This window comes from Metasolibacillus fluoroglycofenilyticus, assembly GCF_003049645.1.
In the GTDB taxonomy this organism is placed as follows: Bacteria; Bacillota; Bacilli; order Bacillales_A; family Planococcaceae; genus Metasolibacillus; species Metasolibacillus fluoroglycofenilyticus.
Genome location: NZ_PYWK01000001.1, coordinates 1,708,259 through 1,733,919, shown reverse-complemented (window position 1 = coordinate 1,733,919; position 25,661 = coordinate 1,708,259). Strand labels below are relative to the sequence as shown.

The window sequence follows — 25,661 nt, the reverse complement described above, 5'->3', positions numbered from 1 at the left end:
TTGTACACAATACTTTCTATTATAACGCAACTTAGAAATAAAAGAAATGAAGAAGTAAAAATGATAGCGAGTAGAAATGACGTAAAGTTTATGCTTAACTTACTAAGAGAGTCGTTAAGGAAATGAGGAATTTGAGTGAAGTGGAAAGATGTTTTGATTATCATTGCGATTTTTATCGTAGCATTAAATTTGCGCCCTTCGATTACATCAATTGGACCAGTATTGAATAGCATTCGCACGGATTTATCTATTTCAAGCACACAGGTAAGCTTATTAACGGCAATTCCTATTTTCTGTATGGGATTATTTGCACCGCTTGCCGTACCTATGCAAAGGCGCTTTGACTATCGTTTAGCGGTTACTATGCTCGTTGCCTTAATTGGTGTTGCGACATTTATTCGTATGTTTGCAGCAAGCTACAGCATGTTACTTATAACAAGCTTGCTAGTCGGCTTCGCCATTGCCATTATTAGCCCGATGCTCAATACCTTTATTAAATTATACTTTCCGCATAAGGTAGCTGCAGTTGTGAGCATTTATTCCTTGGCGATGGGGGCAGGGGCAGCATTAAGCGCAGGCTTTACTGCTGTTTTTTATAAATATTTCGAGGAATGGCCAATCGCTTTAGGTATTTGGGGCATCCTTGCTATTATCGCAATCGTTTTTTGGTTATTTGCGATAAAGCGGGATGAGGGAGCAACGTTATTTGCTGCACTGTCGTTAGAAATTCGTAATCCGTGGAAGACAAAAAAAGCGTGGCTTTTATTATTATTTTTTGGTTTGCAAGCATCACTATTCTTTTCACTAACAACTTGGCTAGCGCCTGTTGCGATAGCACATGGATTTTCAATTGTCACAGCAGGGGCCGTTTTAACAGTGATGTCACTCGTTCAACTAACAACCAATGCGCTATTGCCGAGCGCACTCGCGAAATATCCAAGCACGATTTTTTGGCTATTTATATTACTAGCAGTCGGTGGTATTGGGGCTAGCTGCTTATTTATCAGTACAAATAGTGCGATTTGGGGAGGGGCGATGCTGTTAGGAGTGACACTAGGTGGTTTATTTCCACTCGCATTAACACTTCCATTAAATGAAGCGCGTAATAATGAGGAGGCAAATGCATGGAGCTCGATGGTAATGTCAGGGGGCTTTATGATGAGTGCAATCATCCCTTTATTAATCGGCTTCATTTACGATATAACACGAAGTCATTTGTATACGAAAGCCATTTATATCATTTTAATCGCTGCATTATTACTTACTGTTTTTGCAATAAACAAAAGAAACAATAAAGCTTAATTTTATTCTAAGAACGCCATAAATCGCTCGTAACCAATACGATGCTTGGCTAAAGTATCCGGCGAATTAAGATACTACTACACCGAAAAGGCTCTAAATCAATTGTTTAAAAATCCCTCCTAATATAAGGGCAAATCTCTTTATGAAAAGTGAACTGCTGCACCACTTTTCATAAAGCCTATTTTCGGTTAAGGTTATAGTATATGTGAATAAGGGGTGGGGAAACTATGCATTTTCCGAAAATGGTAGAAATAACTGAGGTAGGACCGAGAGACGGCTTGCAAAATGAAGCGCAATTTGTGCCGACAGAGCAAAAAAAGAAACTAATTGAACAGCTTGTTAAAACAGGGGTAAGACGCATTGAAACGGCTTCGTTTGTACATCCAAGGGCTGTACCACAAATGGCGGATGCGCAAGAAATTGTTGCTTTCTCGAAAAGCTTGGGTCTTGATTTTCTCGTATTGACACCGAATATGAAAGCGTTAGAAATGGCATTGGCAGCAGGGGTACAGCAAATTGCCGTTTTTGTCGGAGCGAGTGAAACTTTTAATGAGCGCAATATTAGACGCTCTATTGCTGATTCTTTGCAGGAATGTGAAGAAATGTTTCGCATAGCTAAAGAGCAAGGTTTATTCGTGCGTGGCTATGTATCGATGTGCTTTAGCTGTCCGTATGAAGGCGCCATTTCATACGAGCAAGTAGCACGTGTTGTAAGCCATTTTGTCCAGCATGGTGTTGATGAGATTTCCATTGGGGACACAAATGGTCAAGCAACGCCAAAAATTGTCTATGAGCGCTTTACTAGATTGCGAGAGGATTATCCGAATACTAAATTTATCGCTCATTTCCATGATACAAATGGCTTCGCTTACGCCAACACCATTGCCGCGCTGCAGGCAGGAATTACAGCTTTTGATAGCTCAGTTGGTGGGTTAGGTGGCTGTCCGTTTTCTCCAGGTGCAACAGGCAATATATCGACAAATAAGCTAGTAGAGCTCATGCATAAAATGGGCATTGCAACAGGCATTGATGAAGAGAAATTACTTGCTACAAGCAAATATGCACATAAAATTATTATGTAAACTAAGGGAGGTTTGTTGAAAGTTTTGAAGATGCAAGAAGCAAAAAAGCATTTACAAACATATTTTGGCTATGCATCCTTTCGCATAGGTCAGGAGCAGGCAATCGCACAAGTGTTGGATGGGATAGACACGCTCGTTGTGATGCCGACAGGGGGTGGAAAATCACTTTGCTACCAGATTCCAGCACTTTCTTTAGAAGGAACGACTATCGTTATCTCGCCGCTTATTTCGCTTATGAAAGACCAGGTCGATATGCTAGTCGCAAGTGGTGTACCTGCAGCCTTTTTAAATAGCTCCCAATCGATGGAGGAAGTGCAAGATGTTTTACGCGATGTGCGCAATGGTCGAATAAAAATGCTTTATATTGCACCAGAGCGCCTAGACAATGATTATTTTTGTCAAACATTAGCGACGATTAAAGTGCCGCTCATCGCTGTCGATGAAGCACACTGTATTTCGCAATGGGGGCATGATTTTCGTCCGAGCTATCGCAATATCCACAACATTTTACAGCTTTGGCCAGAGCGCCCAACCGTTATTGCCTTAACTGCTACTGCAACGCCAGCAGTTTGTGAGGATATTCGAGGGACGCTATCGATTCAGGATGAGCATACCTTTATTACAGGCTTTGCCAGAGATAATCTGCGTTTTTCTGTGCAGTCTGCTATTAGCAGGGATGCGTATGTGAAAGAGTTTTTAAAAAATGCAAGGAATGAAGCTGGTATTATTTATGCCGCAACAAGAAAATCCGTTGATTCATTGTACGAGCAGCTTGTAAAAATGGGCGTGCGGGTAGCAAAATATCACGGTGGCATGGATGAGGTTTCACGCGCGCAGGAGCAAAATCGCTTTTTACGTGATGAGGCACAAGTGATGGTGGCGACAAATGCATTTGGAATGGGGATTAATAAAACAAATGTGCGCTTCGTGTTACATTACCAAATGCCACGAAATATGGAAAGCTATTATCAAGAGGCAGGACGGGCAGGACGGGATGGCTTGCCAAGTGAATGCATTTTATTATATGCCTCTAGTGATGAGCAGACACAGCGCTTTTTAATTGATCAAGCTCAGGACAGAACTCGCATCCCGATGGAGCTCACAAAGCTGCAGCAAATGGTCGATTATTGTCACACAGAAAGCTGCCTACAGGGCTATATTATCGAGTATTTTGGGGAGAAAGATGCTGAAGCTTGTGGGCAATGTAGCAATTGTGCAGATACACGACCGAAAGAAGATGTAACAGAGGATGCGCAAAAGGTCTTATCTTGTATTGTGCGTATGGGGCAAAAATTTGGTAAAACAATTACAGCACAGGTGCTAGCAGGCTCCCGTAATAAAAAGGTAAGTGAGCTGCGCTTTGATAGATTGCCGACATATGGTATTTTAAAGGCAATGTCAGCAAAGGATGTGGCTAACTTTATCGAGTTTTTAATTGCAGAGCAATTAATCGCTGTTAGTAACGGGCAATTTCCGACAATTTTTGTCGCAGAACGAGGCAAAGAGGTATTGCTAGGCAAGCAACGCGTTTATCGCAGACAAGCATCCTCTGTGCAAGTTGCCCATGATAAAGACCCGCTATTTGAAGAGCTTCGAGCCGTACGTATGGTGATTGCTAAAGAAGAAGGCGTGCCACCGTTTGTTGTCTTTTCAGATAAAACATTGCATGATATGTGTGCAAAACGCCCGCAAAATGAAGTGGAATTTTTAGCGATTAGTGGCGTAGGGGAGAGCAAACTTAAAAAATACGGTGCACAATTTATTGAAGCGATTATCATGTTTGAGACGGCGAATGTTTAGTTTCTTTAGGCTGCTGCTAGTGTCCAAACGCCTGCTAAAATAAGAACATCATATCCAGCTGCAATTACAAATTTATATAAATAATATTATTATGTTAACTGAAAACCATATGACGCGAGTGAAAATTCGCTGTCATATGGTTTTAATTTTAATCATTTAGTCTTGCATAGGGCCAATGATAGTAGACTTCATTTTTGAAACTAATCGGTGCAGGGTGATGAAGAAAATGCTCCTCACATGAAATAATATCTGGGAAATCTGCTATTACTTCTGTCGCTGCAATACTTAATAAGTCTTTTTCATTTTCTGAAGGCTCTTCATCAAAAAAGACTTTCCATATTAAATGGTTATTCTCGATTTTAGCGTAAATGGCTTTTGTATTTTTGGTAATGGCTAAAAATAGAGCTCTCTGTGCACTCAACATAAGCTCGGTATGAGGGTTAATAAGCTTCATTATGAAAGAATCTCCTTATCAAAAATGCCATCAATCAATGTCCTTCAATTGACTGCTGGCAACTATGGTTAATATGTACCTACCACATTAGCGCTTTTCGCTAAATTTGTGGTAGTAACCAAGAGCTGTCACTATTCTTAGTGCAAGGAGCCGTCTGAAAAGTCATTTTGGGACAGCTCCTTGCTATCAGTGATTTTAAATGTTTCCCCTGTTTGTAGCTTTTTCAGATTTCTGCCTCCTAAAAGACATACTGCACAAGTACCATATAGAAGCATGTGCCTGCTGCGATAGATAATAGCATGCTTCTTTTCCAAAGATGCAGGGAGACGACAAGAATTACCGCTAAAATTTCAGGCAATCCATGACGATTAGAAAAAAAGCTGACATCTTTAAAGCAATAAATAACGAGCATACCGATAACGGCAGCAGGTAACACTTTGCCAAGATATTGGATGTAGACGGGAGTCGGTTTATTAGCTGGGAAAATGAAAAAGGGTAAAAAACGTGTGAGCATCGTACCAATTACAACGACCCCTACTGTTATAATTTGCTGTGTAATTGTCATAGGGCAGTCCTCTTTTCCTTTTGTAATGTTGGACGAAGTAGTGTTAAAACACCTAAAATCGCCAGCATTGCAGGGATGATAAAGCGTTCACCACCGAAAACGGCTAGCGAAATCGCCGATAGCAAGAGTCCTAGCATTGCACTATAGTGCTGCTTTGTATTTAACCAATGTTCTAAAAAAATAACGACGAATAGAGCGGTCATTACAAATTCCAAGCCCTCTGTATTAAAGGTAATGAACGAACCGAAAACACCTCCAATTGTTGCACCAGCCACCCAATAAATTTGATTTAACAGTGTGACGAATAGCATGACCTTTCCCTTATCAAGATTATTCGGAATATTCAGCGTGCTATTGATAGCAAAAGATTCATCACACATACCGTATATGAGATACCATTTTTTATGACCAGACTGACCATATTTATCTAACATTGAAATACCGTAAAATAAATGTCTTGCATTGACCATTAGCGTTAAGAAAAAGGCGCTAAGTGGATTAAAGGAAATAAGCAGTAGATTCGCTGCCACAAACTCCATTGAGCCTGCGAAAATAAAGAGGCTCATTAAAATCGGATAAATGGCATGGAAGCCTAGAGAATTCATAAAAATTCCATAGGCGATGCCTAAAAATAAAAAGCCCGCTAAAATGGGAACCGTTTGGGGAAACGCGAATTTTAGCGCAGCACGTGTTGCGTTTGTGCTGTTCAAAGTAGCCACATCCTTTACTTTTGCCAATGTGTGTTAATAAATTCATCGCGCCCTGATTTTGCGCGGTCTTCCTTGTAATGCTGCGATTCTTTTTTATAGTAATCTTGGTGATAATCCTCAGCTTCATAGAAAGTTGCTGCGTCTCGAATGGCTGTGACGATTGGTTTGCTGAAGCGGCTGCTTGCCGCAAGAGCCGCCTTCGAATTTTCTGCCTGCTCACGCTGCTCTTTGCTATGTGTAAAAATCGCTGTTGAATAAGATTCACCTCGGTCATGAAACTGCCCGCCTGCATCTGTCGGATCAATTTGCATCCAGTAAATTTCAAGCAGTCGTTCATAGCTAAATATGCTTGGATCAAATTCGATTTGAACAACCTCTAAATGACCAGATTGTCCAGCCTTCACATCTTCATATGTTGGATTATCAATATGACCACCCATATAGCCGCTTGTTACTTTATGTATGCCGTCCCACTCTTCAAAAGGCTTAACCATGCACCAAAAACAGCCGCCGGCAAATGTTGCTTTTTCCATCTATATTCCTCCTTCTCATAGCCTGTATTGTATCATGCGTGAAAAACTATCGACAACCTTTTGAACTGGTAGGACGTCTGTAAAGGAGGACAGTAAATTTCTTTTCAGAAGATTCGTTTTGTTTTATTAAAAATATGACCATTTCAAAAAGGAAAATAGATTGTTTGAAATGATTGAAAACAGCAAACCTAGCAACTTTTTCAAAAAATTTTAAATTTTGTACTTGCCTCCTTATCCTGCGGTTACTCGTCGCAAAAAAGATGTGCTCCTGCGTTTACTCGTCGCAGAAAAGATTGCTGAAAGATGTTAAAATTTGTACGGAAACAGTATAATAAGGGAGGACTGTCCGAATAGACTAACGCATCTTTGGTTCAGTGAAAAAAGCTTTCATTTATTTTAAATTTAAAAGAATGCTGTTAGTTTAAGAGTTTATAGTTTTTAAAACGAGTTACTTACTTTTTAAATAGTGAGTGATTCTAATGAAATATTAATAAAACGTCCAAAAAGCAGTGCGAAGTATCCGCCTTTCGGACGACACTAAAGGAGAATTTTATGGAGCAGCTTGAACGACGACAAACACGACATAAACGAAAAAAATTTCGTACAGGAAGGTTTATTTTTCTAATAATTATCGCATTGCTATTAGGAGCAGTTGCTTATAGTGTTCAGCAATATCGCAGTGGACAAAATCTTGCAAGTGAAACAAAGCTGCCTGAGCAAGACTTTGTAGCGGATGCAAAAAAAGGAGAGATTGAAAATTTTTTAATTTTAGGTGTCGATAGTCGAGGAGAGGAGAAGTCGCGTACAGATACGATGATGCTATTATCATGGAATCACGACACGAATGATATAAAGCTTGTCTCATTTATGCGTGATATTTATGCAGACATTCCGGGCTATCAATCCTATAAGCTGAATACAGCCTACTACTTAGGCGGTGTGCAATTATTAAAAGATACGTTGAATGCAATGTTTGAAGTGCCTATTCATCATTATGCAGTCATTGATTTTAAAAGTTTTGAAGCGCTAATTGATATTTTAGCGCCAAATGGTATTACGATGGATGTCGAAAAGGATATGTCGGCATATATTGGAGTTTCATTAAAGCAAGGTACGCAGCAGCTAAATGGCAAGGAATTGTTAGGCTATGCACGCTTTAGACAAGATGCAGAAGGTGATTTTGGGCGTGTTGCTCGTCAACAAAAGGTGATGGATGCATTAAAGAGTGAGCTATTATCACCAGCAAATGCCAAAAATTTACCGAAATTTATCGGTGCAGCACAAGGCTATATGACTACCGATTTAACATCTGCACAGGAGTTAAAAATAGCGCTATCTATAGCAGCAGGTGGTGGCGTAGAAATCGAAAAAATGACGATTCCTGTCGAGGGAACATATACATTTAACTCGTATCAGCATGCAGGCTCTGTTTTAGAAATCGATCAGCAGCAAAATCAAGCTTTGCTACATGAGTTTTTACAGATGAAATAAGCAGCTAATTCATGCTAGAATAGCTGCACAGATATCTTTTTTGAAAAATAAGAAAGTGTATGTTTAATGTTTGAACAGCATCTAGGATAAGCTTGTGCTGTAGCAATTTTCTTAAAATTTGACAATTAGCAGGGGTGGTTTTTTGGAGCAGGGAAAAACAAATATTCAAAATAAGCAGCTACCGCAAGAAACTTCGAATTTTTTTTCGACACGTTTCATCCGCTTTTTAGGCGGAAAAAACTTATTGTTCTTACTTCTTATCTTGTTAATTGTCGGCTGTGTTATTTTTATTTATGATAAAATCTCATTTATTTTCCAGCCACTTCGTGTATTATTTGAGGTCGTTATTTTGCCAGGGGTGCTTGGCGTTATACTGTATTATTTAACACGACCATTTTTACGTTTATTAATGCGATGGAATATTTCTAAAATATGGGCGATTTTAATTATTTATTTAGTTGCAATCGGTGCTTTAGCATTAACAATCGTATTAATTTATCCATTTTTACGCGACCAGTTCACAAATTTAATGAATGAGTTTCCAGCGTATTTTATGGCATTTGTTGAAAATATTGTTTCATGGCTGAATAATTCACGGCTAGATGAATACTTTGCGAGAATTAATTTTGATTACGATCAAATGATTACAAGCTTGACGGATGATATCGTGACGCAAGTAAAGGATTTGGCAACAGGCTTTGCTACAAGTGTTGCATCGGGAATTACCGGATTTGTTTCTGCTTTGACAGGTCTTGTGCTATCACTTGTTATAGTGCCATTCATCTTGTTTTATTTATTATATGAGGGCGAAAAAATGCCGAAGTTTATCGTGCGTCTTACTCCGCCGAGCATGCGAAAATTCGTAGGTGAAGTATTACACGATATGGACAAGCAAATCAGCTCCTATATTCAAGGGCAAATTTTAGTGTCTATTTGCATTGGGGCGATGGTAACAATCGGCTTCCTAATTATCGGCTTAGACTATGCATTACTGTTAGGGGTACTGGCGATGGTGACGAGTGTCGTACCATATTTAGGCCCTGTTATTGCGATTACACCTGCTGCAATTATTGCTATTGTCTCTGATTCACCGTTTATGATTTTAAAGCTTGCGGCTGTCTGGACGATTGTACAATTAATTGAAGGGAAGTTTATTTCGCCACAAATTATGGGCAAATCATTGAGCATCCATCCAATTACTATTATTTTCGTGTTATTAACAGCAGGCTCCTTATTCAGCGTTCCAGGTGTTATTTTAGGGATACCAGCTTATGCGTTAATTAAAGTGCTAGTAACACATATTTATCAAGTGTTTAAAAAGCGCTACAATCGTTTCCAAACGACTGAAGAGGATATGTACGAGGAGTAGCGAATTTCATCATAAAAGGGGCTGTTCGAAAAAATAAACATTTTTCGAACAGCCCCGTCTTCTATATTAAATATTCGCTAAAACATGCTTAAGGTAGACCTAATTAGATAGCGCGAAGCTTTTCAACAGCTTGCGCTAGTAATTCTACATCTTGTACAAGTGCTAGGCGCATATACCCCTCGCCAGCATTACCGAATACGGTGCCAGGAACCATCACAACACCAGTATCTTCAATGGCTTTAAAGGCGAATTCCTCGCTTGTCATCTTATATGGGTGCTTTGCCCAGACGAACATTCCGCCATTGGAAGGTGCTACCTCCCAGCCAATTTGCTGAAGCCCAGTCATTAATACACGATGTCGCTCTGCAAATGTCGTGCGTAAGCTTGCCGTAATTTCCTCTGCATGGTCTAGGGCGAGTGCAGCAGTTAGCTGAATCGGCTCGAAAATACCAAAATCTAAATTTGATTTAAGCTGCTTAACAATGCCAATCATATTTGCATTGCCTACAATATAAGCAATGCGTGCACCTGCAAGGCTAAAGCTTTTTGATAAAGAATTAATTTCTAAGCCGACCTCTTTTGCACCCGGTGTTGCTAAAAAGCTTCTCGCAGCATTCCCAGTGAAATAAAATTCAGAGTAAGCCGCATCGTGTAAAACGATGATATTGTGCTTTTTAGCAAATGCCACAACTTGCTCAAAATATTGCTCAGAAGGCATTGCCGGTACAGGGTTGCCCGGTAAGTTTAAAATAAGTAGCTTAGCTTTGTCTGCAATGTCGTTTGGAATACTAGCTAAGTCTGGCAAATACCCATTGTCCTTTGTAAGTGGCATATAATAGGGCGTTGCACCTGCTAGATGAATGCCCGCATCGTATGCGACATACGCTGGGTTCGTTGTTAAGACGATATCACCAGGGTTGCAAAAGGCAATTGGTAAATGGACTAATCCTTCCTGTGAGCCCATCGTTTGTACAACTTCTGTTTGTGCATCAAGCGTAACACCGTTTACTCTTTCATAGTAGCGACAAACAGCCTCGTTGAAAGCCTGTACACCTGTTAATGTGTAACGATACGATTGTGGTTTGGCTACTAGCTGTGCCATATGTTCAAGCAGCATAGGAGCAGGGGGAATATCTGGACTGCCTAAGCTTAAATCGATAATTTCCATACCTTTTTGCTGCTGCTGTGCTGCAAATGCTTTTAATTTCCCAAAAATCGCCTCTGTAAATAGCGACATTTTTAATGATGGCTCAATATTCAAAAAGAACACTCCTTTAACCTGTTAAAAACTTCAATTCATTGTAGCACAAACAAGACATTTTGTATTTCGAGAATTCAGAAAATAGTATATATACTTCTAAACGAGAATATATCGCTAAAGGGAAGAACACTGGGCGTGCCCCAAAATGAATTATTAGGCACGCCCAGCGCTTTGTTATTCTTTTACAAATGCTCTTATTAGTTTATTCTCATTATAATCATACCATAACACCCATTGCTGATTGTCTTGCGTTTCAAGATTTTCGGCTATGCCAGTATAATAAACTTGATAAAGTATTTCATCTAATTGTTGCGCAGTTTTATTGAATGACTTTTGAGCAAGTTCTATAAACGCATTATATTCCTTGGCATTTTGTAGCATAACTGAGGCTGTTTCATAGCTTTTGTCTTTGGCAAATAGTTTTTCTGCTGAATTTTTAGAGGCTGTCGTTGCTTCTGTCGCATTTTTATATTTTGCAGGATATTGAAAATCTGCTTCTTGCATACTAGAAAATTTGCTAGAATCCGCAAAAGTAATTGCCTCACTCGTTTCAATGGCATCTGCTGCGCGGTACATAAAAACAGTGAAATGTACACGTGTCAGCCCTTTATCTTCACGGAATGTTTTGTCCTCAAAGCCTGTTGTAATATTATTAGCATATAAGGCATCCACATATGAAGCGAGCTGCGGCGAAACATCCGTTAATGGGCTTTTCTTATCATTGCTTGTTAGATTGTAGGCTAGCGCTAATGCACGTGCCATTTCGCCTCGTGTAATAATATCATTCGGTCTAAAATCAAAATTATCGACATGTTGAATAATATCTGCTTCTAATACGCGTCTAATATCTTTGTAGTAAGGATTGTCCTTGCTTACATCGGTTAAAGAAATCCCTTTGTAATATACTGGAAGTGTAGGAAATGCACGGCTTATTAAAGCTGCCGCATGCTTGCGCGTCATCAATTCATTTGGTTTGAATGTTCCGTCTGGATAGCCAGTAATTACTTCTTTAGCGGTCATCTCTGTAATGATGTCATAATAATCATTTTTCGGTGAAACATCGCTAAACTTTTTAGTAGCTGCTTCTGTTTGTATTGGCGCTGTCACAATAGTAGCTGCAATAGTAGCACTGATAAATAAGTTTATTTTTTTCATAATCAATTACCTCTCTTCATTGAAATGATAGATGAAATACTGCGATAGAAATGGTAATTTTCTATATGAGTTGAAGAAGCCCAATACATTTATAATAAACGCTTTTTTTCTTTTTTTCTACAAATCCTATCATCTATTGATTTTAGCTTCTTTCAGCAAGTGTCCCGCTACCGATTGAATCCAGACTAGAGTTAGCTAAGCCGCAATTGATTATCGTAAAAAATAGTGTATATTTTTTATAAAGTGAAATGGGGGTTTTGAACTTAGTTCATGTGAAATAGAATTCTTTAAAGGAGGGGGAGAGCGAATGAAGGTTTACTCTTTAAGCGGACCAAGTGGTACGGGGAAAAGTACATCTGCCTTGCATTTTGCATATACAAAAGGGATTGAAGGCATTATAGATGATGGCCTGCTTATTATAAATGGCAAAAGGCGAGCAGGAACGAGTGCAAAATTCGAAAAAAATACAATAACAGCAGTGCGACGGGCTATTTTTGAAGATGAAGCACATCGACAGGAAGTACAAGCTGCGATAAAAGATGCCAAGCTTTCATCGGTGTTAATTATCGGTACATCAGATAAAATGACAAAAAAAATCGCTAAGCAATTACAGCTTGGACAGATTGTTCATTTTTACTATGTAGAAAATATTCGGTCTGCTCGTGAAATTCAAATCGCCCGCTTTATTCGCCAAACGAAAGGACAACATGTTATGCCAATTCCGTATGAGCAAGTGGAGCAAAACTTTTTTAAACGCCTTGTACGTAAAGGTCGTGCGATTTTTGTAGGGAATCTTGTTAAGGTTGGTGAAACGACGATTGTTCAGCCTGATTTTCATTATGAAACACTAACTATTCATAAGCAAGTGTATCGCGATGTATTGCAGCATATTATAGGGAAAAGTCCGATAGTGGCACATGTGGAAAAAATTCAATTTAATATAGCGTCAATTCCTAAAATTAGCGCAACACTCGTTTTAAAGGGGCCCATTCATTATGATGTCATTACCGAGCTGCGCGGCTTGCAACAAGAAATTGTTGAAGCCTTTCAACGAACATTTGAGCTAGAGCCTGAGCGAATCTTTTTAGCTGTAAAAGGGATAAAAGGTGCTGGGGCTGTCTAGAAATAGACAGCCTCACATTAGAATTAGCGTGTAAATTGGGGTTGACGTTTTTCCACGAAGGCGCGTACACCTTCAGCAAAATCATTTGGGGAAACGAATGGGGTAGAGTCCTGCCATAAAGCGGGTGTAGATTCTGTGCATTGCTGAACGGCTTGTTTTACCGCTAGCAATGAGTCGGGTGACATGCCAGCAACAAGCTTACCTACGCGAATCATAAATTTTGTCAAATCTTTTTCAGCCACTAAATAATTAAGCATGCCTGACTGAAATGCTTCTTCCGCTTTATAGGTACGTCCTGTGAAAACAAAATCCTTCGTGGCAGAAGGACCTACTAAGTCTACAAGGCGTTTGGCAAAGCGATTATTTAACGTAATGCCTAATTTTCCAACAGGAATACCCATTTTCGCCTTATCAGAGCCGATACGGATATCACAGGCAAGTGCTAGCTCTAAGCCTGCGCCCATCGCAGGGCCATTAATAACACCAAGCACGGGAAGAGGCAGACGTTCCACAGTCGAAATCGTTTTCTCCATTTCGACAAAGGCTTGCTCCGCCTCATCAAGTGACATCGTATGAAATTCTTTAATGTCTGAGCCAGCGGAAAAATTTTCTCCAGCCCCACGCAATATAAGCACTTTATTTTTAGGGTTTTGTAATGATTGTGAGGCAAGGGAGGCTAGCTCTCGCCACATTTTTGCTGTTAGTGCATTTTTGGCCTGTGGTCGGTGGATTGTAATAATAGCCAAACCAGCTGTTTCCTGATAAATAATTTTTGCGTCCTCTTCATGTAGTCGCACTGTTTGAATTTGCATAGGTCAACCCTCCATTTCTGCATATTGAATTAATGAAAGTATAGCTTAAAATAAGAGGAAAGTACGAAATAACGCATAAAAGCATGAATACACGTTATATTGAACGAAGGTTTTGCAATTAATGTCTTGTAGAATTTTTTTGCGACGAGTAACCGCAGGACAAATAATTTTTATACTGAAAAGTAAGGCTACTTCTACAAAAATCACTACGCCATGGCGTAATTGCTTGTAGCATATGCATGGTTGAATAATAAAGCAACCTTTTATATAATGAGAACAAACATTCCGTCTAGATTATGTGTTTCATAAATGGCATATTATACGACACTTTTCATAGAAAATAATATACTTGACGCATCAAATATTTACAAAACACCAGCTACTTTACGCCAAATCCAACAAGGAGAGCTGATTATGAGAGATTATTCGATTTATATCCCTCGTTTTAAAGCATTTTTAGCAGGTCAGTCGAAATCCAATTTCACAGTGAAGCAGTATAGCTTAGATTGTGCACAGTTTGTGAAATTTATGAAGGAACAGAAGTATGAAATCATTTCAGTAGAGCTTATTGAAGCATATCGGCAGTGGCTACAACTGCATTACACTTCAATTCAAAGTGTAAATCGTAAGTTAGCTAGCTTAAAAAGCTTTATACACTTTTTACAAGCTAGGGAAGTAATCCCATTATTTGCTGATGATTTATTTAGCCCCTTGCCATTTGAGAAAAAGGAATTACAAACATTATCTGCACGGCAAATTCGACAAGCGCTACATGTTTGGCTCACTTCCTATGAAACAGCGGAGCAGAAGGATATAAGCTGGATGGCATTACGCAATTATACAATTATGCGTGTTATTGCTGAGTTTGGTATTAAATCAAGTGAGATAGTGCGGATGAAGTGGTCGCATGTGCACAATGATTTTATTCGTATTTTAACGAAACGAAGCTATCGAGATTTGCCATTACAGCCGGCGTTATTAGATGTGCTTCAGTTTTATAAGGAGGAAACGCTAAAACAACTTCCTATTGGACAGGAGGTAGATTATATTTGGCTTGGCTTAGGCAATAAATTAGGAGAGCCAATTACTGTTAAAACGATTGAGCGTTTATTTTCATACGTCTCACAGCAAGTAGGTTTTTCTGTTACAACGACAAATGTTCGTTACACAGCCATTAAGCAGGATATGGACAATACACTGCAAGACATTGAGGATTTATACGAAAAATATGGCTATGCACGAAAAGGGGTATTGCAGGAACGAGCAGCACGGATGGAAAAACCCAAGTAAAATGCTATAATTAAAAATAAGCTTTCAAAAAGGAGAGATAATTTGCGTACAGAGGCAGAAATGTTCCAGATTTTTTCGAATTTTGCTACAGAGGATGAGCGCATTCGAATTTCAATGCTTGAAGGGTCAAGAACAAACAATACTATTCCAAAAGATAGTTATCAAGACTATGATGTAAGCTTTTTTGTAACGAATATGAGCTCTTATTTGAAAAATGATGACTGGCTGCGAGCGTTTGGTGAGCTTATTTTCGTCCAAAAGCCAGAGGACATGGAGCTTTTCCCTGCGGAATTTGAAAATTATTTTACTTATATTATGTATTTTGCTGATGGGATTAAAGTGGATTTAAGCTTGATTCCTCTAACAGAGTTAACAAGTTATTTGCAAAAATCAGATGGCTTAATAGAGGTATTACTCGATAAGGATGGACACATCGAGCAAGCAATAGTCCCTTCGGACGAAAAATACTGGCTCACTAAGCCTAGCGCTCGAAGCTTCGATGACTGCTGCAATGAGTTTTGGAGCGTTGCAACATATGTGGCAAAGGGACTTGCGCGCAATGAATTTCTATTTGCCGTTGACCATTTGCATCATAATATAAGACAAGAGCTATTACGCATGTTATCATGGGATATCGGCATTCAAAATGGCTTTTCTTTCAGCGTAGGAAAAAACTACAAATTTATTCATCAACATTTACCAGCACAACAATATGAAAGATTGTTAAGCACATATGCAACGGCGAGTATAGCGCAAACATGGACCGCTTTTGAGCTTTGCTGCGAAATGTTTCGCGAAACTTCTCGTAAAGTGGCACAAGCGTTTGGCTATCCTTATCCAAACTATGATGAAAATATTACAAAATGGATTGAAAATACATACAAAAAAGGAGCACGATGAAATGGCAATTTCATTAATGGAAGCTTATTTAATTGAAGCTTTACGACCAAAATACGGCTATGAGCAAGTGGCGGAGCAACTAGAGAAAAAGGACTTAACATTATTTGCTGATATGAAATCGGATTTTTCATTATTACAGCAGCTTTACAATACGAATAAGGAACTTTTTAAAGAAGCATACACGACAGGTTATCAAGTTAAATTTTTAACAATCAATGGCTTGAAAAATATTTTGCGCATGCGTTTTGGCATTGAAGAAAATACCTATGATTTGCAAGAATTCGGTGCCTACAACGTACCAGCAAATGAGGAAACAGAGAAAGCAATTGCAGCACTTGTTTCATCTAATTGGAAAATCGAGCGTTCAGGGCAGACAATTAATATTTTTGTTTAACTTCTTTCAACGGGTGCCACAGATTTTGAAAAAAACTTGCAAAATCATCATTTTGTGAGATAATAATTGCAGAAAGCTTTCTAGGGTTCCGTAGCATTTGCTAGCCTGGTCCGAGAGAAGGCGCACACAATATATGTGTGTTACACGGAAGGATAAAAGCCTGGGAGAACTAGCTGTTTCGACAGCCGTTCTCTCAGGTTTTTTGTCATTTTAAGGAGGAGTTAATTATGAATTTCACATGGCTTCAAGTAATCATTGCAGCAGCTTTTGAGGTAGGTTGGGTAATTGGATTAAAACATGCAGCTACGCCACTTGAATGGACTGCAACAGTCATTTGCATTATCGTGAGCTTTTACTTAATGATTCAGGCAGGAAGTAAGCTGCCGGTTGGGACAGTGTACGCAGTATTTGTTGGACTAGGGACTGCAGGAACTGTAACAGCTGATATGGCGTTATTCGGAGAACCAGTGCAGTTAGGTAAACTACTATTAATCGCCATTTTATTAGCGGGTGTTATTGGGCTTAAACTTGTATCTAGCGATAAGGAGGAGCATGCGTAATGGCTTGGATTGTATTAATTTTTGCAGGACTTTTTGAAATGCTAGGCGTCTTTATGATTGGGCGCATGTATCAAAAGCGTAATGTCGCATCCTTTATTTATATGGTTGGTGCATTTGCGCTTAGTTTTATATTACTGGCAGTTGCTATGGAAACATTACCAATGGGCACAGCCTACGCGATTTGGACAGGCATTGGCGCAGCTGGTGGTGCAATCCTTGGCATGATTGTTTTTGGTGAGTCGAAGGACTGGCGACGTATCGTCTTTATTTCCATGATTTTAGGCGCAACAATCGGATTGAAATTAATGTAAATTATCTCTTTATTGAAAACATACAGCTAGAAATTCTGAAATCTAGTATTCTATAAATGGGAAAAATGCAAAAAAGGGAATCATCATAACATAACGGGAACTTCTTGAGGCAGTACTACAAAAGGTAACAAGTATGCAGACGAGCATACAAGGTATTCAAGGAGAGATGCAAAGGGAAATGCCGGGAATTCAAAGTGGAGCAAAGAAAAACAAATGAGCGATTAGATGGTGTGAAGGCAAAACTGCATATTGTTTATGAGCAAACGAGACGCTTATCTGAATATCATGCTGAAATTACTTCTCGTTTTGAACAGATGTCTACTATGCAAGATTTGGAATTTTTTGAGCATAAATTAGTAAGGCATGAACATGAGATTTTTAATTAAAGCGAAAAATTTAGAAAATGGAGCTGTCCAAAATGCGGGCTATGCACAGCATTTTGGACAGCAACTAAATCGAGAGTATCTTTTAAAAATGTGATGAACACTTGCTTTAACGGTGTTTATCTTCAATCAAAAAGTAGCGATGAAAACCTTTATTAATACAAAATGGAAGCCTAATTTTCAAATTAGACGAATCATAGTTCCTTCTTTCTATATAATTCCTCGCCTCTGTAATTCATTCATATTTGTAATTATATAGCTACGTCCATGCTTTTCGAGTAAGCCTTGTTCACAAAATTGTGAGAGCACGTGTAGTAAATGGCGATAGGACACGCCTAAATAATCGCATACCTCTGTATGCTTTTCCTTATAAATTCCCGCATCTGCAGAAAGGACAATAAATTCAGCTAGCCGATTTTCAAGTGGGTAAGCAAGGCTTTTTGAAAATTTGGCAGTTATTTGTGATGTTTTATTACCAAGAAAAGTACATAAATAGCGTAAAAATACGACATCAGATAATAGCTCCCCTTTACATTTTGCTATAGGCAGTGCCAAACAAATTGTTGTTGTCATCGTTTGCACACCTTTCGAATAATAATTTTCATCCAATAGCTCTAGCTCGCCAATAAAAGCGTTTGGCTGTGCGAAGCTAATTAAGGCAACTTTGCCATTTTCCTGTGTCATATAAACCTTTGCTTTTCCTTCGACTAAGTAATATAAATATTGTGGAAAATGACCTTCTTTAATAATCCATTCGCCGCGTGCAAAACGATGTACCTCCACTAAATCTGTTATATCAAAAGAAAATAAATGTTGAATCGGAAAGTGCTTAATATAGTATTTTTGCTCTTCATTTTGTAAATTTTGCATAGAAAACCACCTAAACATGAGATATCTCACATTATTTTAAAAGAAAGCGTGCTATGATGCAAGACAGATGGAGGGATTTGAAATGAATAATCAGCGCTGGATGTCGCAAAAATTCTTTACTTTTTACATGACATGGGGCATCTTTTTACCATATTGGACAGGGTTTTTAGTTTCAGCAAAGGGGCTAACTGTACCTGAGGCAAGCTTGATTATGAGCTTTGGCTTAGTGATTAGAGGGCTTTCAACAATGTTTGCTTTCCCTTATATTGCAAGTAGATGGAGCAGTAAACGAGTGTTAAATGTATTAGCTGTTGTATCGTTGATAGCAGCTTTACTTTTTGTTCCAGCCAACTCTTTTACAAGCCTGTTTATTGTTACATCATTGTTTAGTTTCTTTTATCCAGCTTTAATGCCGGCTTTGGATAGCGTTGCAGGCGTATTAGTGCAGCATGGACAACTACACTATGGTAAAAGTCGCTCATATGGCTCCCTAGGATTTGTTGTAATGGTTTTAATCGTTAGCTTGCTCACAGGGAAGTTTGGTGATACAACAATTGTATGGCTGTTGCTTGGAGGATTGCTGCTCTTTGTTGTTTTAAATACGCGCCAAGCACCGATGATATTATTAGAAAAGCCGAATGAAAGTCGAGCTAGCAAATTTTCAATCAAGCAACTATTGCAAACACCTAATTTTTTAATTGTGTTGATTATTGCAATTTTATTACAAGGAGCACATGCCTCTTATTATAATTATGGCTATATTTATTTGCAGGAGCTAGGTGTTTCAAAATATTATATCGGGCTGATTATTAATATCGGTGTGTTTTTCGAAATTATCTTTTTTGCTAAATCTGATCGGTTATTCGGTCATTGGAAGCCTGCAAACCTGCTTGTTATAGCAGCAATTGGTTCAACGGTGCGCTGGTTAATGGTATCGCTTATCCCATCAATACCTATTTTTATTTTGTCGCAATCATTGCATGCAGTATCATTTGCCCTTGCGCATTATGCAGTTATTTTATTTTTCACACAGCATTTACGAAGAGAGCAAATTCCGAATGCACAAGGGATGTACAATGCCTTTGCTATGAGCTGGAGCACCGCTATTTTAACATTGCTCGGTGGCTATTTATATGAAATAGAACCGCGCTTTGCCTTTTTAGGAATGATTATTTGTACAGTACCAGCGTTATTCCTGTCATTTTATTTAAAGAAAAAAATATAAACTGCAGCGCTAAATTTCCTTACAAAGAAGGAGTTTAGCGCTTTTTACATTGAAAATTAAGAGATTAAGAGGTATCATATATACATATTCAAAAGTTTGAATATGTATATTGGTGAGATGAAATGGAGGGATACAATGGGAGGGGAGCTACAGCAATTTAAAGCAGATTTTTTCAAAGCATTAGCACATCCTTTACGTATACATATACTTGAACTTTTATCAGAGGGAGAGAAAAGTGTACAGGAAATTCAAGAAGCCTTAAATAAAGAAGGCTCGGCTATTTCGCAGCAACTTAGTGTACTGCGAGCGAAAAATATCGTTGTCGGTACAAAGGATGGCAAACGAGTTTTGTATTCTCTTAGAGACCCAATGATTTTAGATTTACTCAACGTGACAAAAAGGATTTTCAATAATCATTTAATTGATACAATTTCAATGCTAGAAGAATTAGAGGATGCCGATAGCGAAAGCTAATAAATTAAAATGAAAAGAAGGGTTTGGAAATGGAGAAGCTGCAAAAAGGAAGGTTTAAAGGATATTCGTTAGCGCGTTTTCGAAAAGATCTTTTATCTGGACTTATTGTAGGTATAGTGGCGATTCCACTTGCAATGTCCTTTGCGATTGCATCAGGAGTAAAGCCAGAATACGGTATTTATACAACGTGTATCGCTGGTATTATTATTGCATTGTTCGGTGGTTCTAAATATCAAATTGGTGGTCCAACGGGTGCTTTTGTTCCTATTTTATTAGGAGTAGTTATTAGTTATGGCTATGAGGATTTATTGCTCGCGGGCTTAATGGCAGGTATTCTTCTTTGCTTAATGGGTCTGCTTAAATTAGGTTCTTTAATACAATTCATTCCGCGTCCTGTGACAATCGGCTTTACCACGGGTATTGCAGTTATTATTTTCACAGGGCAAATTGCCAGCTTTTTAGGGCTGACAGGCATCGAAAAGCATGAAAAATTTATAGCAAATATGAAGGAGCTACTCAGCCATATTCATACGCTCAATATTTATAATCTTGTCATCGCTGTTCTTTGTTTGGCAATCATTTTAATCACGCCAAAAGTTTTGCCGAAAGTACCTGCTTCATTAGCGGGTATCATCATTTCGACAATTGTGGCACTAATCTTTTTTTCAGGGCAATTACCTACAATTGGCTCGGCGTATGGTGTAATACCAAATACGCTACCACAATTTCAAATGCTTGAAATAACATGGGAGCGCATCGAACGACTTATTGGGCCAGCCTTTGTCATTGCAATGTTAGGTGGGATTGAGTCACTTTTATCAGCAGTTGTTGCAGATGGTATGACAAATACAAGGCATAACAGCAATAAGGAGCTTTTAGGTCAAGGATTGGCAAATATCGTAACACCGCTGTTTGGTGGTATACCTGCGACGGGGGCGATTGCGCGAACTGCTACGAATATTAAAAGTGGCGCTACTTCGCCAATATCGGGTGTAGTGCATGGAATTTTTGTACTGTTAGTGCTTTTATTATTTGCACCATACGCCTCGCATATTCCGCTTGCGAGCATGGCACCTATTTTAATGGTTGTAGCATGGAATATGAGTGAGCGCCATCATTTTATCCATATTTTGAAGCTAAAATCAGCGGATTCACTTGTTTTAATTGTCACATTTTTATTGACGGTATTTACGAGTTTAACAATAGCTGTTGAGGTAGGGTTAGTGCTAGCTCTTATTCTATTTACAAAGCAAATGATAGATGTACCTGCAATTTATAAAGTTTTGCCCGATCATTCAAGAAAAAATGCTAAAGTACAGCCGCATGTTGTCAATAGAGAGCGTGATTGTCCGCAAATTAGTATATATACAATTGAGGGACCGTTATTTTTTGGTGCAGCACAAGAATTTGAACAAACGATTTTAACAAACTTAACTACAAGACCGAAAGTATTAATTTTGCGCATGAGCAAAGTTCCCTTTATGGATACAACTGGGGAAGCCTACTTTAGTCAAATCGTACAGCAGTTTAAGCTACAAGGAGGTACACTTCTCTTAACGGGGTTGCAGCCGCGCTTAACAACCGTAATGAAGAAAAGTGGCTTGTTTAATGAAATTGGCAGTGAAAACTTTTTTGAGCATACAGGGCAGGCGATTGATGTAGCACTTGGTTTTTTAGATAAAAATAAATGCATCGGCTGCCAGCATTTCGCCTTTAGAGAATGTACGAGATTATCAAAAGGAGAAATATAACTTTCTGAATAATAAAGGGAAAAGCCAAACTTCTCAATTTACTGAGAAGTTTGGCTTTTTCGATTCAAGCTTTCTCACTTAAAAATTTTCGTAATGAATTGATAAAATAATCCTTTATATACAATGTCGAGTATTGTTGCAATACATAAAATGATGACAGCACCCAAAATCACAATCTTTCGTTTTGACATTCCGAAAGCTCCTTTCAACGTCCAGCTTTTTCTATTTTATCATACAAATTTATCATGTAAAATATGGAGAAGAGAGCATATTTCATAATGCCTTTAGACGAAGTGAAGTGTACCATTATACATTCGAACGATTCTCACTTCGTTAGAATGCGATTTCGCAAATAGAGAACAAGTGTTCCTTTTAGGGGGAGTATTGTTGGTTAAAACAGAAATTATTAAGCATCATCTTGATTTTATGGAATTTGCCTGTTTTTTGCTTACGTTAGATAAGCGGCTATTGCGAAAACCTATTTCTGAAGGGAAGTGGTCTTCCGTAGAAATTATAGGTCACCTTGCTGCGTGGGATGAATTTGTGCTACGTGATAGAATCCCATATTTCTTTAGGAGAAATGCTTTTCCTGCTGGGCCTGATGTTGTTATTTTTAATGAACAAGCTGCTTTAACAGCTAGGGAAATAGAAGTGATTTTTGTTATTGATGCATTTTTAAATGGTCGTATTCAATTAGTGGAATGGCTAAGGGAAATACCGCGGGAGCTCTGGTTTGCTGAAATCAAAATTAATCAATCTACGCTCACTTTATCTAGCTATTTTAAGGGGCTAATGGAGCATGATTTGCATCATATGGGACAAATAAAGAGAATCATTAAATGTTGAGTAATAATAAAGTTCCCAAATATGAATTTGGGAACTTTATTATGGTTTTAGAAAATCATATAGACAACCAGAATACCATTATGCTAAAATCAATAAAATACATTGAAGAGAAGAGTAAGTTTTCGGAAGCCTTAACAGAGAGCTCGGGATGGTGCAAGCGGGCAGGTGGATGGAAGCTGAAGCAAGGCTTGGAGTAGCACATCGGATTGAGTGCATGATGATGTGACGGGTCTCTCCCGTTATAGAGGCGCAGTATGATTGTACTGATAGAGGCATAATTAGCGATAATTATGTGAAATAGGGTGGCAACACGTGTCGCAAAGTCGATTCCGTCCCTAAGATAAATATCTTAGGAGATGGGATTTTTTATTGCTCAAATAAGGAGGAGACTTTATGACACGGGTAAAAATTTATTTAATCATCAGTTTATTCATCGCTAATATTGGTGAGTGGATTTACTTTATTGCATTAAACTTAATTGTCCTGGCAATTACAAATTCGCCAGCAAGCGTTACTATTCTTTATTTGTTTGTACCAATCGCCACGCTATTAACAAATAGTTGGGCAGGCTCTTTTGTTGACCGAGTGAATATAAAAAGGCTGATTATTTATTTATATCTTTCAAGAGTCGTATTGATGCTTATTTTAGTAATTACTACTCATCTGTTCACCATTTATTTACTAACCTTTTTCATTTCAATATTTACAGCCATTTATACAAATGCTGTATTTGTTTATTCAACAAAAGTGATTGTCCAAAATGAGCAACAACGCTTTAATGGATGGAGAAGCATGACACAGTCAGCAGGATTTATATTAGGTCCTATGATAGCTGGACTACTTTTCTTTATTGGTACAGCCAAACTAGCTATTATTATAAATATAATAGCTTTAATGATTGCGATGTTATTCTTTAGCAAATGTCCAAATAATATTACGAGCAACATAATAATTGGCGAACGCATTACTTTTAAGTTGATTAAATCAGATTGGATTGACGTACGTTCATATGCAAGGAAGCATCTTTATGTTTGCTCGATTTTTATTATGAATGGCTTTTTTATCGTATGTTTAACAGCAATTGATTCGCTAGAAGCCGCCTTTGCAACAGCGACATTACAACTAACAGAAGGCTCCTATGGATTGCTTGTCAGCGTAGCTGGTGCAGGATTTATTATTGGCTCAATTTGTAATATAAAATGGCTAGTAAAACCAATAACAGCAATGTTTTATGGTCTGTTATTTTGCAGTATTGGCTATTTACTCTATGGATTAGCTAATAATTGGTGGCTAGCAGCAGTCGGATTTTTTATATTGTCCTTTGCTATTAGCTTTGTGAATGTTGGTTTTACGACATATATTCAAAAAGCATTGCCATTGGCGATTTTAGGGAGATTTATTGCTATTTTTAGCTTGATTGAGGCAATGACTACAATTGCTGTATTACTACTATTTACTATAGGTACACAAATTTTCGCATTACGCGCACTCGTGCTGTTTGGTACTTGTTTATTATGGATGCTGACATTGTTATATGGCGCTTATTATATCAAGTATCGAAAGGGCAATGGAAGTGCTGTATACTAAGGGAGAGGTGAATGTTGTGCTTCCGAAAATTTTAAAGGATTTTTTAGTGTATTTAACGACAATTACAGGAAAATCACAGAGAACACGCAAAGAATATGAATATGATTTAGTATTATTTTTCAGATTTTTAAAGGCAATTGAGCAGGATATTACGATAAAGAATTTACAAAAGATAGATATTTCTGATGTTACAATTGAAACGATTAGGGAAATTACGCTGGAGGATTTATATTTGTTTATGGAGTATTGCGAGGTACAGCGAGGAAATTCATCGGCTGCACGCGCACGCAAAGTAGCGACATTAAAATCATTTTTCAAATATTTAAAAGGCAAGCGCCGCTTAATTGAGGAAAATCCAGCAGAAGAACTAGAAACACCAAAAATCGGCAAAAAAACACCAGTATATTTAAGTTTACAAGAGGCTCAGCAACTTATTGCTGCAACGACAACACAGCCTTATAGCAAACGTGATTATTGCATTGTGATGTTTTTCTTAAACCTCGGCATCCGTGTAACCGAGCTATGCTCACTAAATTTACAATCGATTCAGGGGCAGCATATTACAGTTATGGGGAAGGGGAATAAGGAAAGAACAGTCTTTATGAATGAGCGTTGCTATGATGCGTTGCAGCAATATTTACCGACGCGCCATACATATAAAGGAGATGGAGCAGAGCCGCTTTTTGTTTCACAGAAGGGGACGCGCTTTGCAAGACAGTCCATCGCCAAAATTATAAAGCAATTGAATACAGCAACATTGAATAAGGAAAAGCTATCGCCACACAAGCTGCGCCATACATCCGCAACATTAATGTACCGAGCGGGGGCAGATATTCGTAGCCTACAGCATATATTAGGGCATTCAAGTGTTGCAACAACACAAATTTATACGCATATTGAGGATGAACAAATTCAAGAGGTTATGAAAAATCACCCATTAAATGATTGATGCAAAAAACAAACTTTATGGACATTTCAAAGTCATAAAGTTTGTTTTATTTACGTTCTATGACGGCGGCGAGATTATTCATGCTTAAATACCCGCTCGCAATGTGCGTGCCTGTTCTGTGAATGATACTAGCTGCTCTTGAGATAGCTGTATTAAGTAAAAATGAAAATTAACAGGCTCAATCCCAAACTGCTCACATTTTTCTAAATAATGCTCATAGCCTTCACGATACATTGACATTAAAAACACTCCTTTGTATTATAACAGTATTATTTATCTGTATTTAATATAGTACAGAAAAAGATACGTGTCAATAGTTTGTTTCAGAAAATTCTTACATTGAAATAGTTTACATAATATAATTATTGTTCTATAAACTTCAGTCGGTGTCCAAACACCTGCTAATAAAAAAGAACTTAGTCGTGTTGGCCTAAGCTTCAGTGCATGTCACAAATTTTGAAGAA

27 protein-coding genes, 1 riboswitch and 1 other annotated feature are annotated in these 25,661 nt (G+C 38.2%); of the genes, 18 read left to right on the top strand and 9 right to left on the bottom strand.

Going from position 1 to position 25,661, the window contains the following annotated elements; translation table 11 throughout:
* Positions 1–135 precede the first annotated feature (135 nt).
* From C9J36_RS08090 to recQ, 3 genes are all read left to right on the top strand, one after another.
* Positions 136–1,302: an MFS transporter gene (locus C9J36_RS08090; RefSeq protein ID WP_107942766.1), complete on the top strand. Its 1,167-nt coding sequence runs from the start codon at positions 136–138 to the stop codon at positions 1,300–1,302.
* 227 nt (positions 1,303–1,529) lie between these two features.
* Positions 1,530–2,384, top strand: a complete 855-nt coding sequence (locus C9J36_RS08085) for a hydroxymethylglutaryl-CoA lyase (protein ID WP_107942765.1) — start codon at positions 1,530–1,532, stop codon at positions 2,382–2,384.
* A 30-nt stretch (positions 2,385–2,414) separates the two neighbouring features.
* The gene (recQ, locus tag C9J36_RS08080) at positions 2,415–4,184 is read left to right on the top strand and encodes a DNA helicase RecQ (RefSeq protein WP_066163012.1); all 1,770 of its coding nucleotides are present in this window, start codon (positions 2,415–2,417) and stop codon (positions 4,182–4,184) included.
* A 148-nt stretch (positions 4,185–4,332) separates the two neighbouring features.
* Here the strand turns inward: recQ and C9J36_RS08075 are convergent, their stop codons facing one another.
* The 4 genes from C9J36_RS08075 to msrA all read right to left on the bottom strand — a co-directional run bounded on the left by C9J36_RS08075 (position 4,333) and on the right by msrA (position 6,446).
* Positions 4,333–4,638: a MafI2 family immunity protein gene (locus tag C9J36_RS08075; protein WP_066163015.1), complete on the bottom strand. Its 306-nt coding sequence runs from the start codon at positions 4,636–4,638 to the stop codon at positions 4,333–4,335.
* A gap of 238 nt (positions 4,639–4,876) precedes the next feature.
* Positions 4,877–5,203: a branched-chain amino acid transporter permease gene (locus tag C9J36_RS08070; RefSeq protein ID WP_107942764.1), complete on the bottom strand. Its 327-nt coding sequence runs from the start codon at positions 5,201–5,203 to the stop codon at positions 4,877–4,879.
* Positions 5,200–5,913 (bottom strand): AzlC family ABC transporter permease, encoded by a 714-nt coding sequence (locus tag C9J36_RS08065; protein ID WP_066163023.1) that lies wholly within the window; start codon positions 5,911–5,913, stop codon positions 5,200–5,202. The genes C9J36_RS08070 and C9J36_RS08065 overlap by 4 nt, the downstream gene beginning before the upstream one ends.
* 14 nt (positions 5,914–5,927) lie before the next feature.
* Positions 5,928–6,446 carry a peptide-methionine (S)-S-oxide reductase MsrA gene (msrA, locus tag C9J36_RS08060; protein WP_107942763.1) on the bottom strand — a complete coding sequence of 173 codons (519 nt, stop codon included), beginning with the start codon at positions 6,444–6,446 and terminating at the stop codon, positions 5,928–5,930.
* Positions 6,447–6,998: 552 nt separating this feature from the next.
* On the opposite strand from msrA, the gene C9J36_RS08055 reads away from it, so the two are divergent.
* Together C9J36_RS08055 and C9J36_RS08050 are read left to right on the top strand one after the other, a co-directional pair.
* The gene (locus C9J36_RS08055) at positions 6,999–7,937 is read left to right on the top strand and encodes an LCP family protein (RefSeq protein WP_107942762.1); all 939 of its coding nucleotides are present in this window, start codon (positions 6,999–7,001) and stop codon (positions 7,935–7,937) included.
* Between the two features lie 142 nt (positions 7,938–8,079).
* Positions 8,080–9,306 carry an AI-2E family transporter gene (locus C9J36_RS08050; protein ID WP_107942761.1) on the top strand — a complete coding sequence of 409 codons (1,227 nt, stop codon included), beginning with the start codon at positions 8,080–8,082 and terminating at the stop codon, positions 9,304–9,306.
* Between the two features lie 103 nt (positions 9,307–9,409).
* Here C9J36_RS08050 and C9J36_RS08045 read toward each other — a convergent pair whose 3' ends face one another.
* Positions 9,410–10,567 carry an aminotransferase class I/II-fold pyridoxal phosphate-dependent enzyme gene (locus C9J36_RS08045; protein WP_107942760.1) on the bottom strand — a complete coding sequence of 386 codons (1,158 nt, stop codon included), beginning with the start codon at positions 10,565–10,567 and terminating at the stop codon, positions 9,410–9,412.
* A 174-nt stretch (positions 10,568–10,741) separates the two neighbouring features.
* Entirely contained in the window at positions 10,742–11,722 is a 981-nt protein-coding gene (locus C9J36_RS08040; protein ID WP_066163041.1) for an S-layer homology domain-containing protein, read from the bottom strand.
* Between the two features lie 307 nt (positions 11,723–12,029).
* On the opposite strand from C9J36_RS08040, the gene C9J36_RS08035 reads away from it, so the two are divergent.
* Complete coding sequence (locus tag C9J36_RS08035; protein WP_066163043.1) at positions 12,030–12,845, top strand: hypothetical protein; 816 nt, start codon at positions 12,030–12,032, stop codon at positions 12,843–12,845.
* A 23-nt stretch (positions 12,846–12,868) separates the two neighbouring features.
* On the opposite strand, the gene C9J36_RS08030 is transcribed toward C9J36_RS08035, so the two are convergent.
* The gene (locus tag C9J36_RS08030) at positions 12,869–13,657 is read right to left on the bottom strand and encodes an enoyl-CoA hydratase/isomerase family protein (RefSeq protein ID WP_066163047.1); all 789 of its coding nucleotides are present in this window, start codon (positions 13,655–13,657) and stop codon (positions 12,869–12,871) included.
* Between the two features lie 309 nt (positions 13,658–13,966).
* On the opposite strand from C9J36_RS08030, the gene C9J36_RS08025 reads away from it, so the two are divergent.
* From C9J36_RS08025 to C9J36_RS08000, 6 genes are all read left to right on the top strand, one after another.
* Positions 13,967–14,947, top strand: a complete 981-nt coding sequence (locus tag C9J36_RS08025; RefSeq protein ID WP_107942759.1) for a tyrosine-type recombinase/integrase — start codon at positions 13,967–13,969, stop codon at positions 14,945–14,947.
* 42 nt (positions 14,948–14,989) lie between these two features.
* Positions 14,990–15,847 carry an aminoglycoside 6-adenylyltransferase gene (gene ant(6), locus C9J36_RS08020; RefSeq protein WP_107942758.1) on the top strand — a complete coding sequence of 286 codons (858 nt, stop codon included), beginning with the start codon at positions 14,990–14,992 and terminating at the stop codon, positions 15,845–15,847.
* A gap of 1 nt (position 15,848) precedes the next feature.
* Complete coding sequence (locus C9J36_RS08015) at positions 15,849–16,241, top strand: hypothetical protein (RefSeq protein WP_066163051.1); 393 nt, start codon at positions 15,849–15,851, stop codon at positions 16,239–16,241.
* Between the two features lie 69 nt (positions 16,242–16,310).
* A riboswitch (guanidine-I (ykkC/yxkD leader) is annotated at positions 16,311–16,410 on the top strand.
* A 58-nt stretch (positions 16,411–16,468) separates the two neighbouring features.
* Entirely contained in the window at positions 16,469–16,801 is a 333-nt protein-coding gene (locus C9J36_RS08010) for a DMT family transporter (RefSeq protein WP_066163053.1), read from the top strand.
* Positions 16,801–17,112: a DMT family transporter gene (locus C9J36_RS08005; protein ID WP_066163055.1), complete on the top strand. Its 312-nt coding sequence runs from the start codon at positions 16,801–16,803 to the stop codon at positions 17,110–17,112. Before C9J36_RS08010 ends, C9J36_RS08005 begins: the two co-directional genes overlap by 1 nt.
* A 194-nt stretch (positions 17,113–17,306) precedes the next feature.
* Entirely contained in the window at positions 17,307–17,498 is a 192-nt protein-coding gene (locus tag C9J36_RS08000) for a hypothetical protein (RefSeq protein WP_107942757.1), read from the top strand.
* A gap of 207 nt (positions 17,499–17,705) precedes the next feature.
* Here the strand turns inward: C9J36_RS08000 and yeiL are convergent, their stop codons facing one another.
* Positions 17,706–18,365, bottom strand: coding sequence for a transcriptional regulator YeiL (gene yeiL, locus C9J36_RS07995; RefSeq protein WP_107942756.1), 660 nt, complete (start codon positions 18,363–18,365; stop codon positions 17,706–17,708).
* An 82-nt stretch (positions 18,366–18,447) separates the two neighbouring features.
* Here yeiL and C9J36_RS07990 point away from each other — a divergent pair, with 82 nt between their 5' ends.
* The 6 genes from C9J36_RS07990 to C9J36_RS07960 all read left to right on the top strand — a co-directional run bounded on the left by C9J36_RS07990 (position 18,448) and on the right by C9J36_RS07960 (position 25,197).
* A complete protein-coding gene (locus tag C9J36_RS07990; protein ID WP_107942755.1) occupies positions 18,448–19,590 on the top strand; it encodes a 3-phenylpropionate MFS transporter in 1,143 nt (380 codons plus the stop codon).
* Between the two features lie 135 nt (positions 19,591–19,725).
* Entirely contained in the window at positions 19,726–20,064 is a 339-nt protein-coding gene (locus tag C9J36_RS07985) for an ArsR/SmtB family transcription factor (protein ID WP_107942754.1), read from the top strand.
* Positions 20,065–20,093: 29 nt separating this feature from the next.
* The gene (locus tag C9J36_RS07980; RefSeq protein ID WP_107942753.1) at positions 20,094–21,815 is read left to right on the top strand and encodes a SulP family inorganic anion transporter; all 1,722 of its coding nucleotides are present in this window, start codon (positions 20,094–20,096) and stop codon (positions 21,813–21,815) included.
* Positions 21,816–22,202: 387 nt separating this feature from the next.
* Positions 22,203–22,661 carry a DinB family protein gene (locus tag C9J36_RS07975; protein ID WP_107942752.1) on the top strand — a complete coding sequence of 153 codons (459 nt, stop codon included), beginning with the start codon at positions 22,203–22,205 and terminating at the stop codon, positions 22,659–22,661.
* A gap of 93 nt (positions 22,662–22,754) precedes the next feature.
* Positions 22,755–23,001: a binding site (T-box leader), on the top strand.
* Positions 23,002–23,054: 53 nt separating this feature from the next.
* Positions 23,055–24,248, top strand: coding sequence for an MFS transporter (locus tag C9J36_RS07965; RefSeq protein ID WP_107942750.1), 1,194 nt, complete (start codon positions 23,055–23,057; stop codon positions 24,246–24,248).
* Entirely contained in the window at positions 24,229–25,197 is a 969-nt protein-coding gene (locus tag C9J36_RS07960; protein WP_107942749.1) for a tyrosine recombinase XerC, read from the top strand. The genes C9J36_RS07965 and C9J36_RS07960 overlap by 20 nt, the downstream gene beginning before the upstream one ends.
* A gap of 84 nt (positions 25,198–25,281) precedes the next feature.
* Here C9J36_RS07960 and C9J36_RS07955 read toward each other — a convergent pair whose 3' ends face one another.
* The gene (locus C9J36_RS07955) at positions 25,282–25,437 is read right to left on the bottom strand and encodes a transcriptional regulator (protein ID WP_066163079.1); all 156 of its coding nucleotides are present in this window, start codon (positions 25,435–25,437) and stop codon (positions 25,282–25,284) included.
* Positions 25,438–25,661: the final 224 nt, after the last annotated feature.

What these genes read in the sequence shown, in the direction of transcription:
- C9J36_RS08055 (WP_107942762.1), top strand. Translation starts at nt 6,999, where the DNA reads ATGGAGCAGCTTGAACGACGACAAACACGACATAAACGAAAAAAATTT.
- C9J36_RS08030 (WP_066163047.1), bottom strand. Translation starts at nt 13,657, where the DNA reads ATGCAAATTCAAACAGTGCGACTACATGAAGAGGACGCAAAAATTATT.
- C9J36_RS07955 (WP_066163079.1), bottom strand. Translation starts at nt 25,437, where the DNA reads ATGTCAATGTATCGTGAAGGCTATGAGCATTATTTAGAAAAATGTGAG.
- C9J36_RS08070 (WP_107942764.1), bottom strand. Translation starts at nt 5,203, where the DNA reads ATGACAATTACACAGCAAATTATAACAGTAGGGGTCGTTGTAATTGGT.
- msrA (WP_107942763.1), bottom strand. Translation starts at nt 6,446, where the DNA reads ATGGAAAAAGCAACATTTGCCGGCGGCTGTTTTTGGTGCATGGTTAAG.
- C9J36_RS08035 (WP_066163043.1), top strand. Translation starts at nt 12,030, where the DNA reads ATGAAGGTTTACTCTTTAAGCGGACCAAGTGGTACGGGGAAAAGTACA.
- C9J36_RS07965 (WP_107942750.1), top strand. Translation starts at nt 23,055, where the DNA reads ATGACACGGGTAAAAATTTATTTAATCATCAGTTTATTCATCGCTAAT.
- C9J36_RS08015 (WP_066163051.1), top strand. Translation starts at nt 15,849, where the DNA reads ATGGCAATTTCATTAATGGAAGCTTATTTAATTGAAGCTTTACGACCA.
- C9J36_RS08025 (WP_107942759.1), top strand. Translation starts at nt 13,967, where the DNA reads ATGGCATATTATACGACACTTTTCATAGAAAATAATATACTTGACGCA.
- C9J36_RS08085 (WP_107942765.1), top strand. Translation starts at nt 1,530, where the DNA reads ATGCATTTTCCGAAAATGGTAGAAATAACTGAGGTAGGACCGAGAGAC.
- C9J36_RS08040 (WP_066163041.1), bottom strand. Translation starts at nt 11,722, where the DNA reads ATGAAAAAAATAAACTTATTTATCAGTGCTACTATTGCAGCTACTATT.
- C9J36_RS08075 (WP_066163015.1), bottom strand. Translation starts at nt 4,638, where the DNA reads ATGAAGCTTATTAACCCTCATACCGAGCTTATGTTGAGTGCACAGAGA.
- C9J36_RS07980 (WP_107942753.1), top strand. Translation starts at nt 20,094, where the DNA reads ATGGAGAAGCTGCAAAAAGGAAGGTTTAAAGGATATTCGTTAGCGCGT.
- yeiL (WP_107942756.1), bottom strand. Translation starts at nt 18,365, where the DNA reads ATGCAAAATTTACAAAATGAAGAGCAAAAATACTATATTAAGCACTTT.
- C9J36_RS08005 (WP_066163055.1), top strand. Translation starts at nt 16,801, where the DNA reads ATGGCTTGGATTGTATTAATTTTTGCAGGACTTTTTGAAATGCTAGGC.
- C9J36_RS07960 (WP_107942749.1), top strand. Translation starts at nt 24,229, where the DNA reads ATGGAAGTGCTGTATACTAAGGGAGAGGTGAATGTTGTGCTTCCGAAA.
- C9J36_RS07985 (WP_107942754.1), top strand. Translation starts at nt 19,726, where the DNA reads ATGGGAGGGGAGCTACAGCAATTTAAAGCAGATTTTTTCAAAGCATTA.
- recQ (WP_066163012.1), top strand. Translation starts at nt 2,415, where the DNA reads ATGCAAGAAGCAAAAAAGCATTTACAAACATATTTTGGCTATGCATCC.
- C9J36_RS08010 (WP_066163053.1), top strand. Translation starts at nt 16,469, where the DNA reads ATGAATTTCACATGGCTTCAAGTAATCATTGCAGCAGCTTTTGAGGTA.
- C9J36_RS07990 (WP_107942755.1), top strand. Translation starts at nt 18,448, where the DNA reads ATGAATAATCAGCGCTGGATGTCGCAAAAATTCTTTACTTTTTACATG.